Origin of the sequence: Streptomyces dioscori, from assembly GCF_003024195.1 — a bacterium.
Taxonomy (GTDB): Bacteria; Actinomycetota; Actinomycetes; order Streptomycetales; family Streptomycetaceae; genus Streptomyces; species Streptomyces dioscori.
Map to the genome: position 1 here is coordinate 14,358 of NZ_KZ679070.1, position 14,138 is coordinate 28,495.

The window sequence follows — 14,138 nt, forward strand, 5'->3', positions numbered from 1 at the left end:
GGTACCGCAGAAGCAGGGCGGTACCGCAGGAGCAGGGCGGCGCCGGCACTCGGGGGGAGAGAGAACCCCGGGCCGGACCGTCCGGGGCTCAGTCCTCGCCGTAGCGGGGATCGACGGTCTCCGGTGTCAGGCCCAGCACCTCGGCGACCTGTTCCACCACGACCTCGTGCACCAGCGCGGCCCGCTCGTCGCGGCTCTTGGTACGGATCTCCACGGGGCGCCGGTAGACGATGACCCGGGCGGGACGGCCCTCGTGCGCGGGAGTCGTGCCGCCCAGGGGCACGGCCTCGTCGCCCCAGCCCTCGTCGCCCGCCGGATCGAACCGGGGCACCTCCAGCACCATGAACTCGATCTCGGAGAGCTGCGGCCACCGCCGCTCCAGCCGTTCCACGGAGTCCTGCACCAGGTCCGCGAACACCTCGGCGCGACTGGCCGAGAGGGGGACCTGCGGGGGCGCCACGGGCCCGCGCATCCCGCGCCCGTGTCGATCACGACGACGGGGCCTGGGTTCGGCGGGAGGGGGCGGTACGGGGTTGTCCATCACTGACGAAGAGTAGTCCCCGCGCCCTGCCGCCGCCCGCACACGGCACGCGTCCCGCCAGCACACGGCACGCGTCCCGCCCGCGGCCACGGACCGCCGCCCCGTACGCCCCCGGGGGCCTCGCGTCCGGCAGGTCGCGGGATGAGCATTCCAGCCAAGGTCGGGCCGGAATCCGTATCCTCCCGGCCCGCGTACTGTGCGGAGATCGACAGCTTTTGAGCTGTCTCATGACCACTCCCGGGTCCGTCCGACACCTCGTCAACACCCGTACCAGCAGGTCGAACAGGCCCGCCGGACACCTCATGTGTCAGGCGTCACAGCACGACACGGGGGAGTGAGCCGGGGAGGAGTCGTCGCGGCCCGCTCAAGAGTGCGGTACCGTCCAACATCGTGAGCCCTGTACGTCGCTGTTCGCGCACCGCTTGCGGCCGTCCCGCCGTAGCGACGCTGACGTACGTCTACGCCGACTCGACCGCGGTCCTCGGCCCGCTCGCCACCTACGCCGAACCCCACTGCTACGACCTGTGCGCCGAGCACTCCGAGCGCCTCACCGCGCCGCGCGGCTGGGAGGTCGTCCGGCTCGCCGACGCCTCCGCCCCCTCGCGCCCCAGCGGTGACGACCTGGAAGCGCTCGCCAACGCGGTCCGTGAGGCGGCCCGCCCGCAGGAGCGCCCCACCCGCGCGGGCGGCAGCAACGCCCGTGGCGCCGACCCGATGGAGGTTGCCCGCCGCGGCCACCTGCGGGTCCTGCGCTCCCCGGACTCCTGAACCCTCCCTCTTCGCGGGGGACTTCCCCCGGTGTGTCCCCTGGGTTCCCGGTGTCCCCTGTGCCTGGTGTGCCCGGTGTGCATTCGGTGCACGTTTCGCTCAGTGGCGCACGACCATTGACGTGCGCTTGTCGCGGACACGACCATTTTCCCCGGCCCATGAGAAATTGATTTCCGCATAGCGGAATCGGGGGAGGCTCCGTGTACGTCCAGGAACTTGAGCCCTTGGCCGACTCGCTCGGTCTGTCCGCGCTCGTCGCGACCCTGCCCCTCGTTCTCGTCCTCGTCCTGCTCGGCGGGGTCCGCATGAAAGCGCACCTGGCCGGCCTCATCGGTCTCGCGGCGGCGGCCCTCGTCGCCACGCTCGCGTACGGCATGCCGGTGGGCCAGACCCTCTCCAGCGCCGCCCAGGGAGCGGTGTTCGGCCTCTTCCCCATCCTGTGGATCGTCGTCAACGCCCTCTGGGTCTACCGGATGACCGTCCGTACCCGGCACTTCGACATCCTGCGCCGCTCCTTCGGGAGGCTCTCCGACGACCCGCGTATCCAGGCACTCGTCGTCGCGTTCTGCTTCGGCGCGCTCCTGGAGGCCCTCGCGGGCTTCGGAGCGCCCGTCGCGATCTGCTCGGTGATGCTCGTCGCGCTCGGCTTCGAGCCCGTGCGCGCCGCGGTGGTCGCACTGGTCGCCAACACCGCGCCGGTCGCGTTCGGAGCGATGGGCACACCGGTCGTGACGCTCGCCCAGGTCACCGACCTGCCGCTGGACACCGTCGCCTCCGTGGTGGGCCGCCAGACCCCGCTGCTCGCCCTGGTGGTGCCCCTGGTGCTGGTCTTCCTGGTGGACGGGCGTCGTGGTCTGCGCGAGACCTGGGTGCCCGCGCTGGCCTGTGGAGTCGCCTTCGCCGTCGCCCAGTTCGCGGCCTCCAACTACGTATCCGCCCAACTGGCCGACATCGGGGCCGCCCTGGCCGGCGCGGGCGCGCTGATGGCGGTGCCGCACGCGCGCAGGCCCGCCGCCGAACCCGTACGGGCCGCCGTCCTGACGGGCACCCGCAGCGAGGACCTGGACGAGGAGGACCCGCGCCGCGAAGTGCTGCGCGCGTACGCCCCGTACGTACTGATCGTGGTGATCTTCTCCATCGCCCAGATCCCGCCCGTCAAGGACCAGTTGGCGAAGGCGACCCGCGTCTTCGACTGGCCCTTCCTGAACGTCGTGAACCCGGACGGCGATCCGGTCGGCGGCAACGTCTTCACCTGGCCGATCGTGTCCACCGGAGGCACGCTGGTGCTGCTCGCCGGAGTGTGCACGGCGGCCGTTCTCGGGGTGCACGCGCGCGTGGCGCTCAAGGAATGGGCCGCAACCGTGCACGAGTTGAGGTTCGCGATCCTCACCGTCACCTCGGTGCTGGCGCTCGCCTACGTCATGAACCTGTCCGGACAGGCGGCCACGATCGGCCACTTCGTGGCGGCGGCCGGCGCGGGACTCGCCTTCCTGTCACCCGTCCTCGGCTGGTTCGGAGTGGCCGTCTCCGGATCGGACACCTCGGCCAACGCGCTCTTCGGCGCCCTCCAGGTGACCGCGGCGAGGGAGTCCGGCCTGTCCCCGGAACTCCTCGCGGCCGCCAACAGCTCGGGTGGCGTCCTGGGCAAGATGATCTCCCCGCAGAACCTCACCATCGCCTGCGCGGCGGTCGGGCTCGCGGGCCGGGAAGGCGACCTGCTGCGCAAGGTGCTGCCCTGGAGCCTCGGACTTCTGCTGGTCATGTGCCTGATCGTGGTCGGCCAGAGCTCACCGGTCCTGGAATGGATGCTTCCGTAGGTCGCCCGCGGTCCGCCCGAGGTCCGGCAGGGGAACCGCGCGGGCGTACGGGTAGTTTTGGGACCTCCTCAAGGACTCAAGGACTCAAGGCTCTAGGAAGGCTGGCCGTGGCCGCTGATCTGTCGCAGCTCGTGAAGGCGTACGACGTACGCGGGGTGGTCCCGGACCAGTGGGACGAGACGCTCGCCGAGCTGTTCGGCGCCGCCTTCGTGCAGGTGACGGGAGCGGACGCGATCGTGACCGGTCACGACATGCGCCCCTCGTCCCCGGGTCTGTCCCGGGCCTTCGCACGCGGCGCGGCGGCACGCGGCGTCGACGTCACCGAGATCGGGCTCTGCTCCACGGACCAGCTCTACTACGCGTCGGGGGCGTTCGGCCTGGCGGGCGCGATGTTCACGGCCTCGCACAACCCTGCCCGGTACAACGGCATCAAGATGTGCCGGGCGGGCGCGGCCCCCGTCGGCCAGGACACCGGCCTCACGGAGATCCGCGAGCTGGTCGAGTCATGGCTGGACGCGGGAGCCCCGACATCGCAGACCGCCACGTCACAGGCTCCCGCCCCGGATGCGACGCCCGGCACGATCACGGGGCGCGAGACGTTGGAGGACTACGCGGCGCACCTGCGCGGCCTCGTCGACCTGACCTCGATCCGCCCCCTGAAGGTCGTCGTGGACGCGGGCAACGGCATGGGCGGACACACGGTCCCGACGGTCTTCGCCGGTCTGCCCCTGACCCTCGTCCCGATGTACTTCGAACTGGACGGCACGTTCCCGAACCACGAGGCGAACCCGCTGGACCCGGCGAACATCGTCGACCTCCAGAAGCGCGTCCGCGAGGAGGCGGCCGACCTCGGCATCGCCTTCGACGGCGACGCCGACCGCTGCTTCGTCGTCGACGAGCGCGGCGAGCCGGTCTCCCCGTCCGCGATCACGGCCCTGGTCGCCGCCCGGGAACTGGCCAGACACGGCGGCAAGGGCACGGTCATCCACAACCTGATCACCTCATGGTCGGTCCCGGAAGTGGTCCGCGAGAACGGCGGCACTCCGGTACGCACCCGCGTGGGCCACTCCTTCATCAAGGCTGAGATGGCCGCCTCCGGGGCGATCTTCGGCGGCGAGCACTCCGCGCACTACTACTTCAAGGACTTCTGGAACGCGGACACGGGCATGCTGGCCGCGCTCCACGTCCTGGCGGCCCTGGGTGGCCAACAGGGCACCCTCTCCGCCCTCGTCGCCCAGTACGACCGCTATGCCGGCTCGGGCGAGATCAACTCCACGGTCGACGACCAGACGGCCCGCCTCGCCGCGATCCGCACGGCGTACGAGGGCCAGGAGGGCCTCACCCTCGACGAACTCGACGGCCTCACCGTCACGGCGGCCGACTGGTGGTTCAACGTCCGCCCCTCCAACACGGAACCGCTGCTGCGCCTCAACGCGGAGGCGCGGGACGGGGAGACGATGACGCGGGTGCGCGACGAGGTACTGGCGATCATCAGAGGCTGAGAGCGTCGTGTGTCTGCTGTGCCCCTACTTCCAGCCCGTCCGCTGTCTTTCAGCCTGTCCGGCGTTTGAGGACCGGGGGTTCGGGGGCGGAGCCCCTGAGTTCGTGACGGGACGGGCAGGGGCGGCGGGGGCGAAGACCCCCCGCGCCCACCCCCACGCAGCGGTACCCTGACCAGGCCACATCCCACCACCCACCCACCCCCAGCGCACCCCCCGAAGGGACCCGACATGCCGCTAGAAGCCGGCCTCCTGGAGATCCTCGCCTGCCCGGCCTGCCACGCCCCCCTCAAGGAGGCCTCCTCCGAAGAGCAGGAGGCCGAGCTGATCTGCACGGGCAAGGACTGCGGCCTGGCCTACCCCGTCCGCGACGGCATCCCGGTCCTCCTCGTCGACGAGGCCCGCCGCCCCGCGTAACCCCGCCGGTCACAGCGAAGCGACCCGCAGAAGCGACCCCGCCCGGCGCCCGGAGGCTGCCCACCATGTTCGACGAATCACTCCTCGACGATCCGGAGGCGCTGTCCCGCGCGGACCGGCGGGACCTGCTCCGCGGCGCGGCCGAGGCGGGCGCCCGCGTACGCACCGCCGTCCGGCACGCCACCGAGGCCGGCATCGCCGAGCTGAAGCCCGACGGCCGCCCGCGCGCCATCCTGACCGCGGGCCCCGGCCTCGCCGCCACCTGCGTGGCCGACCTGCTCGGCTCGCTCGCCGGCGCCGCCTGCCCCGTCACCCGGCTCACCCCGCGCGGAGTGGCCCCCGCCGCGGGCGCCCTGCTCTGGGAACTGCCCGGCTGGGCGGGCCCCGTGGACCTGCTCCTGGTCGCCACCCCCGACGGCAGCGAACCCGGCCTCTCGCTCCTCGTCGAGCAGGCCTACCGGCGCGGCCTCACCGTCGTCGCCGTCTGCCCGCCCCGCACCCCGCTCACGGAGGCGGTGGCCGTGGCCCACGGCCTCTCCGTGCCGATGGCGACCGCCCCCTACGAGCCGCAGGCCCCCACCGCCGCCTCGGCCCCGGGCTCCCTCTGGGCGCTGCTCACCCCGCTGCTCGCCCTGCTCGACCGCACCGGCCTGCTGTCCGCGCCGCCCGACGCCCTGGAAAAGGTCGCCGACCGTCTGGACCAGGTGGCCGAGCGCTGCGGCCCGGCCATCGCGACGTACAGCAACCCCGCCAAGACGCTCGCGTCCGAGCTGGCCGAGGCACTCCCGGTGATCTGGACCGAGGGCGATTCCGCGGGCCCAGCGGGCCGCCGCTTCGTCGCGGCGCTGGCCGAACTCGCCGGGCGCCCCGCCCTCACCGCCGAGCTGCCCGAGGCACTGGCCGCGCACAGCGTCCTCCTCGCGGGCACCCTGGCGGCGGGCGCGGACCCCGACGACTTCTTCCGTGACCGGGTCGAGGAGGCGCAGGTCGTCCACGCGCGCGTGGTCCTGCTGCGCGACCGCCCGGCCGGCGGCCGTACCGCCGCCCCGGCCGCCCGCGAGCTGGCCCTCAGCCACGACACGGCGATCAGCGAACTCGAACCGGAGGAGGGCGGCGACCTGGAGACACTCGCCGAACTGATCGCCGTCACGGATTTCGCCGCCGTTTACCTGGCGCTCGCCTCGACGGCCTGACCTTGAGCCACGCCGCCTGCGACCCGGAGCCCGCAGCTTCCGCAGCTTCCGCCGGGCAGGACGCGAACCGGCACAGGTTCCAGCGCAGGTTCCAGAACGCGTACCAGCATGCGTACCGGCACACGTACGGAGAACACGACACACCATGGACCGCCTCGACAACACCGTCCGCCCCTACGCCTGGGGTTCCACCACGGCCATCCCGCGGCTCCTCGGCACCGAGCCGTCCGGCGAACCGCAGGCCGAGATGTGGATGGGCGCCCACCCGGGCGCACCCTCACGCACCGCCCGCGGCCCCCTCACCGAGGTGATCGCCGCGGCCCCCGAGCGTGAACTGGGCACCGAGGCGGTCGCCAAATTCGGCCCGCGCCTCCCCTTCCTGCTCAAGATCCTCGCCGCGGGCGCCCCCCTCTCCCTCCAGGTCCACCCCGACCTGACCCAGGCCAGGGAGGGGTACGAGGACGAGGAGCGCCGCGGTGTCCCGATCGACGCGCCGCACCGCAACTACAAGGACGCCAACCACAAGCCCGAACTGATCTGCGCGCTCACGGAGTTCGACGGCCTGTGCGGGTTCCGCGCCCCGCTGGAGGCCGCCGAACTGCTCTCGGCCCTGGAGGTCGACTCCCTCAAGCCGTACGTCGACCTGCTGCACGCGCACCCCGAAGAGGCCGCGCTGCGCGAGGTGCTGACCGCAGTACTCACTGCCGACCCCGAGCTGATGGCCACCACGGTCACCGAGGCCGCCGCGGCCTGCGCCCGGCTCGGCGGCGCCCACGCCCCGTACGCCTCGATCGCGCACCACTACCCCGGCGACCCGGGTGTCATCGCCGCGATGCTCCTCAACTACGTACAACTGCAGCCCGGTGAGGCCCTGTTCCTCGGCGCCGGTGTGCCGCACGCGTATCTGAACGGTCTCGGCGTCGAGATCATGGCCAACTCCGACAACGTGCTGCGCTGCGGACTCACCCCCAAGCACGTCGACGTCCCCGAACTCCTGCGCATCGTCCGCTTCGAGGCGGGCGACGCGGGCGTACTGCGCCCCGAGGCGTCCCCGGACGGCGAGGAGGTCTACGAGACCCCCATCGACGAGTTCCGCCTCTCCCGGTACGTCCTGCCGGCGGGCGGACCCGGCCGCGACCTCATCCGCGGCACCCCGCAGATCCTGCTGTGCACCGCGGGCTCCGTACGGACGGGCGACGTCACGCTCGTTCCGGGTGGATCCGTGTTCGTACCGGCGGACGAAGCGGTGGAAGTCTCCGGAAACGGGACGATTTTCCGGGCCACCGTCGTCGTCTGAGGAATCACCGGGCATCACTGCGGCGGCCCGGCGTTCCGGGGCCGGTCCGGACTGCAACAATGGCCCACCGCAAAGGGCGGGCAAAATGCGGGACGGCAGCCTGACGGCGGCAGACCGGGGCAGCCGGGTGACAGACGAGTGCCGGTCGAGTGCCAATCGAGTGGCAGTCGAGTGGCGGACGAAGGGACATCGGGAACACATGAGCGCGTCAGGCGGCACCAAGGCGATCGTGGCGGCACTGGCCGCCAACCTCGCTATCGCGGTAGCGAAGTTCGTGGCGTTCCTCTTCAGTGGTTCGTCGTCGATGCTCGCCGAGTCCGTGCACTCGCTCGCCGACTCCGGCAACCAGGGACTGCTGCTCCTCGGCGGCAAGAAGGCCAAGCGCGAGGCGACCCCGCAACACCCCTTCGGCTACGGCCGCGAGCGCTACATCTACGCCTTCCTCGTCTCGATCGTCCTCTTCTCGGTCGGCGGCATGTTCGCGATCTACGAGGGCTACGAGAAGATCAAGCACCCGCACGAGATCGAGCACTGGTACTGGCCGGTGGGCGTCCTCGTCTTCGCGATCATCGCCGAGTCCTTCTCCTTCCGGACGGCCATCAAGGAGTCCAACCACACGCGCGGCAAGCAGTCCTGGAAGGACTTCGTACGCCACGCCAAGGCACCCGAGCTGCCGGTCGTCCTCCTGGAGGACCTGGGCGCGCTGGTCGGTCTGATCCTCGCCCTGGGCGGTGTGGGTATCGCCCTGGCCACCGGTGACGGCGTCTGGGACGGCATCGGCACCCTCTGCATCGGCATCCTGCTCATCGTCATCGCGATCGTCCTGGCCGTCGAGACCAAGTCGCTGCTCCTGGGCGAGGCCGCCGGCATCGAGGCGGTCCAGAAGATCGAGGCCGCGATCGTCGACGGCGACACGGTCACCGGCATCATCCACATGCGCACGCTCCACCTCGGTCCCGAGGAACTGCTGGTCGCCGCCAAGATCGCCGTGGAGCACGACGACACGGCCGCCGAGGTCGCCTCCGCGATCAACGCCGCCGAGTCCCGTATCCGCGAGGCCGTCCCGATCGCCCGCGTCATCTACCTCGAACCCGACATCTACAACGAGTCCGAGGCCGTCAAGGGCGCCGACCCGGAAGCCTCACCGGGCGGCCCGGCACCGACCGCCGAACACTGACCGACGTACGACCGCCGGATACGTGACCGGGGCCCGCCGAACGATTCGGCGGGCCCCAGCCACGTACGGCAACGGCCACGGCCACGGCAGTGACCACGGCCACGCGTCCCGCACAGCACGACGGGAACAGCCGCCCTGCCGGAAGCGGCCATCACTCGCTCACCCGCGGCGGTCTCCGCAGCGGTCCTGGCAAACAGGACCGCTGCGGCACCGGGATCGCCGCGGCACCGGGGTCGCGGCGACCGCCGGACACTCGAAATCCGCTTGATCTGTTCGCAGGCGGACTGGGGCCCACTGCTCCGATCGGTGTAGATTCGTAACCGAGCCAGACGTCGCTGCTGATGGCGGTCGGGCGGCCCCACGGGCCGGCCGAGGGAGAGAGGGCCTCCGACGGACTGCGCTGCGCAAGGCACCGGGCATTCGTGTGCCCCGTGGGGCGCTCACCGTGCCCGCCGCCGCGCAGACCAGCCGAAACCGACCTCGCCCCAACCCGAGGAGCAGCTCGTATGACCACTGTCGACAACCGACAGGACTTCAAGGTCGCCGACCTTTCCCTGGCCGACTTCGGTCGCAAGGAGATCACCCTCGCCGAGCACGAGATGCCCGGCCTGATGTCGATCCGCAAGGAGTACGCCGAGGCGCAGCCCCTCGCCGGCGCCCGCGTCACAGGCTCCCTGCACATGACCGTGCAGACCGCCGTACTCATCGAGACCCTGGCCGCCCTGGGCGCCGAGGTCCGCTGGGCCTCCTGCAACATCTTCTCCACCCAGGACCACGCGGCGGCCGCCATCGCGGTCGGCCCGAACGGCACGCCCGACAACCCCCAGGGCATCCCGGTCTTCGCCTGGAAGGGCGAGACCCTGGAGGAGTACTGGTGGTGCACGGAGCAGGCGCTGACCTGGCCGAACACCCCCACCGGCGGCCCGAACATGATCCTGGACGACGGCGGCGACGCCACGATGCTCGTCCACAACGGCGTCCAGTACGAGAAGGACGGCAAGGTCCCCTCGGCCGACACCGCCGAGAACGAAGAGCACCGCGTGGTCCTGGAGCTCCTCAACCGGACGATCACGAGCGGCTCGCAGAAGTGGACCCAGCTCGCCTCGGAGATCCGCGGCGTGACCGAGGAGACCACGACCGGCGTCCACCGTCTGTACGAGATGCACCGCGACAGCACCCTCCTGTTCCCGGCGATCAACGTGAACGACGCCGTCACCAAGTCGAAGTTCGACAACAAGTACGGCTGCCGCCACTCCCTGATCGACGGCATCAACCGCGCCACCGACGTCCTCATCGGCGGCAAGACCGCGGTCGTCCTCGGCTACGGCGACGTGGGCAAGGGCTGCGCGGAGTCCCTGCGCGGTCAGGGCGCCCGCGTGATCGTCACCGAGATCGACCCGATCTGCGCACTGCAGGCGGCGATGGACGGCTTCCAGGTCACCACCCTCGACGAGGTCGTCGACAAGGCCGACATCTTCGTCACCACGACCGGCAACAAGGACATCATCATGGCCGCGGACATGGCCAAGATGAAGCACCAGGCGATCGTGGGCAACATCGGTCACTTCGACAACGAGATCGACATGGCCGGCCTCGCGCAGATCCCCGGCATCGTCAAGGACGAGGTCAAGCCCCAGGTCCACACCTGGAAGTTCCCCGACGGCAAGGTGCTCATCGTCCTCTCCGAGGGCCGCCTGCTGAACCTGGGCAACGCGACCGGCCACCCGTCGTTCGTGATGTCCAACTCGTTCGCGGACCAGACCCTGGCCCAGATCGAGCTGTTCACCAAGCCCGAGGAGTACCCGACCGACGTCTACGTGTTGCCCAAGCACCTCGACGAGAAGGTCGCCCGCCTCCACCTGGACGCGCTCGGCGTGAAGCTCACGACGCTCCGCCCCGAGCAGGCCGCGTACATCGGTGTCGAGGTCGAGGGCCCGTACAAGTCGGACCACTACCGCTACTGAGCCCCGCGCTCACACAGCCCGGCACTCACACAACGGTTGTCAGCAGGCCCTCGCCCTCACCGGCGGGGGCCTGCCCCCTACGAGGACCCGAGACCCGAGCCACCATGCCCCGCGGCCGTTATTCGCTCCATGACCCGCACGACCACACCCCCCTCGCCGAAGAACGCTTCCACTGCGCGCCCGGCCCTTCCGGCTGGCGCTACGTCTCCCAACTGACCACCCCTCCCGGCACCGGGCCCAAGGGAGTTGCACGACCCGGCACCCCCGCCGGTTCAGTCGACCTCGCCCTCGACGACCGCGGCCGCCCCATCCGCCTCGAACTCCACGCGTCGGGCTGGCAGGTCCGCGCCGCCGCCCTCGACGGTGTCACCTGGGTCCGTACCGACCCCACGGGAGATCACGCGACCGAAGGCAATGTCCGCGCCCACGCCTTCACCGGTTCGTCCCCCGCCTTCCTCGTCGCCACCGCACGTCTGCTGCGCCTCACCCCCGATGCCTCCGCCACGCGTGTACGCCTCGTCGCCTTCACGGACCCGGTCCTCGCCCCGCGCACCCTCGACCAGTCCTGGGCCCTGATCACGAGAGAAGCACACGCCACTGACAACGGCCCTCTCACCGTGGAGGAATACCAGGTCACAGCCCTGGACACCGGCGAACAGCATGCTGTGCACCTGTCCGGCGACGTGGTGCTCTCGGCCCCCGGCATCGAGCTCGAAGACCTGGAATCGCCGCCGTCGGTCTTCGTCTGACCCCGCTGCCCGACGAGCCCGTCGGTCAGGCGGGCGGGGCGAACCCGGTGGCGGGCCGCTCCACGTCGGCCTCCCGCGTCACCGGCTGGTCCCAGGCGTCCGCGGGGGCCGCGGCCGGCGCCGGCGGAGGGGGAGTCGCCGGGAGACGGGGAACGGGCGGGGGATAGGAAGCGCCCGGGCGGACAGCGCCCGGACCCTGCGCCGGACTTCCCACCACACCCTGCATCGGGTTCCCGACCGGCGCCTGGGGCTGAATCGCGCCAGGTCCCGGGCCGTACGGGGTGCCGTTGGGTACTCCGTACGCTGTGCCGTACGGCATGTTCGGCGCGCCCCAGCCCGGCACAACGGGCCCCACACCGGGCCCCGGCCCGGCCGGGCCGCCGACGAAGCCACCTCCGGCAGCCCCACCACCGGCGCCACCACCGAACGCCCGCCGTGCCTCCCGCGCCTGGCGCTCCTGCATCACGGCCGCCAGGAACGCCGCCGGCGGAACGCCGGGCGGCGCCGGGGTCCCGGTGCGCTCGGCGACATCGTTCGCGAGCCGCTCCGCCATCGCCCACCCGACCTGCGGGTCCAACTGCTGCATCCGCGTCAGGTACTGCCGCACGGCCAGCCACAGCCCGTCCGGAACCCCGGACAGATCAAGTCCGGAGAACCGCCCCGACAGCCAGGGCGGCGGCGGAGGGACGAAGGACGTACGCCCGGTGGGAATCCGTTCCCGAACGACGAGGGTTCCGGCGAACACGTCACCGAGCCGCCGCCCCCGCGCCGACACGAGCGACGCGATGCACGCCACGACCCCGAACGTCATCAGGATCTCGACCACACCGACCGCGCCACGCACCAGCGCGTGCCGGAACCGGATGGGCCCGCCGTCGTCCCGCACCACGCGCAGCCCGCACGCCAGCTTCCCCAGGGAGCGCCCATGACTGAGCGTCTCCACGGCGATCGGCCCGCCCACCAGGAGAAGAAGGAACGCGGCGATGGCCAGTGCCGTCTGCGCCGCCTCGTCGAGCGTGGCCGTGGCCACGGCCAGGACGATCATCACGACCACATAGGCGGTCACCGCCACCACCAGGTCGAGCACCACGGCCAGTACCCGGCTCGGCAGCTTCGCGGGGCGCAGCTCCAGTGCCACCGCCTCGCCCGTCACAAGCTCACTCACGCCCGCCGTCCTTCCCCGAACTGCCTTGAGAACAGCCAGTCTGCCAAGCTGAGGCACATCGCGCCGCAGTGCGACAAGCTGACCACACGACGAGCGCAGGACGAGCAGCCGAGGAGCAGCCAACCCGATGGACCTCGATGTCTTCGTGTCCGCCCACCGGGCGGAGTGGGACCGGCTCGACGTACTCCTAGGACGCCGGCGCCGTCTCACCGGGGCGGAGGCCGACGAACTCGTCGCCCTCTACCAGCGCACGGCAACCCATCTCTCCCTGATCCAGTCCAGCGCCCCGGACCCGCAGCTCACCGGCCGACTCAGTCAACTGGTGGCCCGCGCGCGCAGTGCGGTGACAGGCACCCGCCGTGCCTCCTGGCGAGACGTCACCCGCTTCCTCACCCAGGGCTTCCCCGCGGCGGTCTACCGGGCACGCCACTGGTGGGTGCCGACCGCACTCCTGTCGACCGCGCTCGCCGTCCTCCTGGGGTGGTGGATAGGAACCCACCCCGAGGTCCAGTCCTCGATAGCGGCCCCCGCAGAACTACGGGAGCTCACCCGCCCCGGCGGCCAGTACGAGACGTACTACTCCAGTCACCCCGCGGCGTCCTTCGCGGCCCAGGTGTGGACGAACAACGCCCAGGCAGCAGCGATGTGTCTGGTCCTCGGCGCCTTCCTGTGCCTGCCGGTCATCTGGATCCTCTTCCAGAACATGCTCAACGTGGGTGTCGGCATCGGCCTGATGTCCTCGGCGGGCCGTCTCGACACCTTCCTCGGTCTGATACTCCCGCACGGCCTCCTGGAGCTGACCGCCGTCTTCGTGGCGGCCGGCACCGGGCTGCGCCTCGGCTGGACCGTCATCGACCCGGGCCCGCGTACGCGTCGAGCGGCCCTCGCCGAGGAGGGCCGTGCAGCCCTCGGCATGGCGATAGGCCTCGCCCTGGTCCTCTTCGTCTCAGGCGCGATCGAAGGCTTCGTCACCCCCTCCGGCCTCCCGACCTGGGCCCGCATCGGCATAGGCGTAGCCGCCGAAGTGCTGTTCCTCGTCTACGTCTACGTCCTGGGCGGCCGTGCGGTACGGGCCGGAGAGACGGGCGACGTAGAGGAGGCCGAGCGCAGCGCCGCGGTGCCGACCGCGGCCTGATGTGCAGGCACCCCGATCAGGCTGCTAGTCTCCTCTTCGCCCCACAAAAACCGTTGACACGGGACGTGTGGGGAGGTAGATTCGAACAGTTGCCTAGAGCTGGACAAGCTCGGCGGTGGCAGTTAGCATCTGTCAGCTCCCTGGAATTCAATTTCGGTGGAGCACCTCCCGATAATTCAGAAATTGAGTGGCCGGTCAGGCCGGTCGAAAACTTCTGATAAAGTCGGACTCGCCGAAAGAGAGCCGCAAGGCAATCAAATAGGCAAAGGCCTTCCAACTGGCCACTGGAAACAAATTCCGACCGGAAACGGAACGGAAAACGGATCTGGTAAGGTTGGAAACACGAAGGGAAGCGCCCGGAGGAAAGCCCGAGAGGGTGAGTACAAAGGAAGCGTCCGTTCCTTGAGAACTCAACA

Annotated in this window: 13 protein-coding genes; 10 read left to right on the forward strand and 3 right to left on the reverse strand. The window is 70.9% G+C overall.

Going from position 1 to position 14,138, the window contains the following annotated elements; all coding sequences use genetic code 11:
• Window positions 1–88: 88 nt before the first annotated feature.
• On the reverse strand, window positions 89–541 hold the full coding sequence (locus tag C6Y14_RS43585) for a metallopeptidase family protein (RefSeq protein WP_199855082.1): 453 nt from the start codon (window positions 539–541) through the stop codon (window positions 89–91).
• A 390-nt stretch (window positions 542–931) separates the two neighbouring features.
• Here C6Y14_RS43585 and C6Y14_RS43590 point away from each other — a divergent pair, with 390 nt between their 5' ends.
• The 9 genes from C6Y14_RS43590 (at window position 932) to C6Y14_RS43630 (ending at window position 11,422) form a co-directional block, all read left to right on the forward strand.
• A complete protein-coding gene (locus tag C6Y14_RS43590) occupies window positions 932–1,309 on the forward strand; it encodes a DUF3499 domain-containing protein (protein ID WP_199855081.1) in 378 nt (125 codons plus the stop codon).
• 200 nt (window positions 1,310–1,509) lie between these two features.
• On the forward strand, window positions 1,510–3,126 hold the full coding sequence (locus C6Y14_RS43595; protein ID WP_107022481.1) for an L-lactate permease: 1,617 nt from the start codon (window positions 1,510–1,512) through the stop codon (window positions 3,124–3,126).
• A gap of 107 nt (window positions 3,127–3,233) precedes the next feature.
• Complete coding sequence (locus C6Y14_RS43600) at window positions 3,234–4,628, forward strand: phosphomannomutase/phosphoglucomutase (protein WP_107022482.1); 1,395 nt, start codon at window positions 3,234–3,236, stop codon at window positions 4,626–4,628.
• 228 nt (window positions 4,629–4,856) lie between these two features.
• On the forward strand, window positions 4,857–5,042 hold the full coding sequence (locus C6Y14_RS43605) for a Trm112 family protein (protein WP_107022483.1): 186 nt from the start codon (window positions 4,857–4,859) through the stop codon (window positions 5,040–5,042).
• A 65-nt stretch (window positions 5,043–5,107) separates the two neighbouring features.
• Complete coding sequence (locus tag C6Y14_RS43610; protein ID WP_107022484.1) at window positions 5,108–6,235, forward strand: SIS domain-containing protein; 1,128 nt, start codon at window positions 5,108–5,110, stop codon at window positions 6,233–6,235.
• Between the two features lie 145 nt (window positions 6,236–6,380).
• Complete coding sequence (gene manA / locus C6Y14_RS43615; protein ID WP_107022485.1) at window positions 6,381–7,532, forward strand: mannose-6-phosphate isomerase, class I; 1,152 nt, start codon at window positions 6,381–6,383, stop codon at window positions 7,530–7,532.
• 199 nt (window positions 7,533–7,731) lie between these two features.
• On the forward strand, window positions 7,732–8,709 hold the full coding sequence (locus C6Y14_RS43620) for a cation diffusion facilitator family transporter (RefSeq protein ID WP_107022486.1): 978 nt from the start codon (window positions 7,732–7,734) through the stop codon (window positions 8,707–8,709).
• A gap of 506 nt (window positions 8,710–9,215) precedes the next feature.
• Entirely contained in the window at window positions 9,216–10,673 is a 1,458-nt protein-coding gene (gene ahcY / locus C6Y14_RS43625) for an adenosylhomocysteinase (RefSeq protein WP_107022487.1), read from the forward strand.
• 104 nt (window positions 10,674–10,777) lie between these two features.
• On the forward strand, window positions 10,778–11,422 hold the full coding sequence (locus C6Y14_RS43630) for a hypothetical protein (RefSeq protein ID WP_107022488.1): 645 nt from the start codon (window positions 10,778–10,780) through the stop codon (window positions 11,420–11,422).
• Between the two features lie 25 nt (window positions 11,423–11,447).
• On the opposite strand, the gene C6Y14_RS43635 is transcribed toward C6Y14_RS43630, so the two are convergent.
• Entirely contained in the window at window positions 11,448–12,587 is a 1,140-nt protein-coding gene (locus C6Y14_RS43635; RefSeq protein ID WP_107022489.1) for an RDD family protein, read from the reverse strand.
• A gap of 127 nt (window positions 12,588–12,714) precedes the next feature.
• On the opposite strand from C6Y14_RS43635, the gene C6Y14_RS43640 reads away from it, so the two are divergent.
• Complete coding sequence (locus C6Y14_RS43640; RefSeq protein ID WP_107022490.1) at window positions 12,715–13,722, forward strand: stage II sporulation protein M; 1,008 nt, start codon at window positions 12,715–12,717, stop codon at window positions 13,720–13,722.
• A 195-nt stretch (window positions 13,723–13,917) separates the two neighbouring features.
• Here the strand turns inward: C6Y14_RS43640 and C6Y14_RS44745 are convergent.
• Window positions 13,918–14,138, reverse strand: a 221-nt coding sequence (locus C6Y14_RS44745; RefSeq protein WP_213084363.1) for a hypothetical protein, incomplete at its 5' end; no start/stop codon positions are given.

What these genes read in the sequence shown, in the direction of transcription:
- C6Y14_RS43585 (WP_199855082.1), bottom strand. Translation starts at nt 541, where the DNA reads ATGGACAACCCCGTACCGCCCCCTCCCGCCGAACCCAGGCCCCGTCGT.
- C6Y14_RS43605 (WP_107022483.1), top strand. Translation starts at nt 4,857, where the DNA reads ATGCCGCTAGAAGCCGGCCTCCTGGAGATCCTCGCCTGCCCGGCCTGC.
- C6Y14_RS43610 (WP_107022484.1), top strand. Translation starts at nt 5,108, where the DNA reads ATGTTCGACGAATCACTCCTCGACGATCCGGAGGCGCTGTCCCGCGCG.
- manA (WP_107022485.1), top strand. Translation starts at nt 6,381, where the DNA reads ATGGACCGCCTCGACAACACCGTCCGCCCCTACGCCTGGGGTTCCACC.
- C6Y14_RS43620 (WP_107022486.1), top strand. Translation starts at nt 7,732, where the DNA reads ATGAGCGCGTCAGGCGGCACCAAGGCGATCGTGGCGGCACTGGCCGCC.
- ahcY (WP_107022487.1), top strand. Translation starts at nt 9,216, where the DNA reads ATGACCACTGTCGACAACCGACAGGACTTCAAGGTCGCCGACCTTTCC.
- C6Y14_RS43630 (WP_107022488.1), top strand. Translation starts at nt 10,778, where the DNA reads ATGCCCCGCGGCCGTTATTCGCTCCATGACCCGCACGACCACACCCCC.
- C6Y14_RS43640 (WP_107022490.1), top strand. Translation starts at nt 12,715, where the DNA reads ATGGACCTCGATGTCTTCGTGTCCGCCCACCGGGCGGAGTGGGACCGG.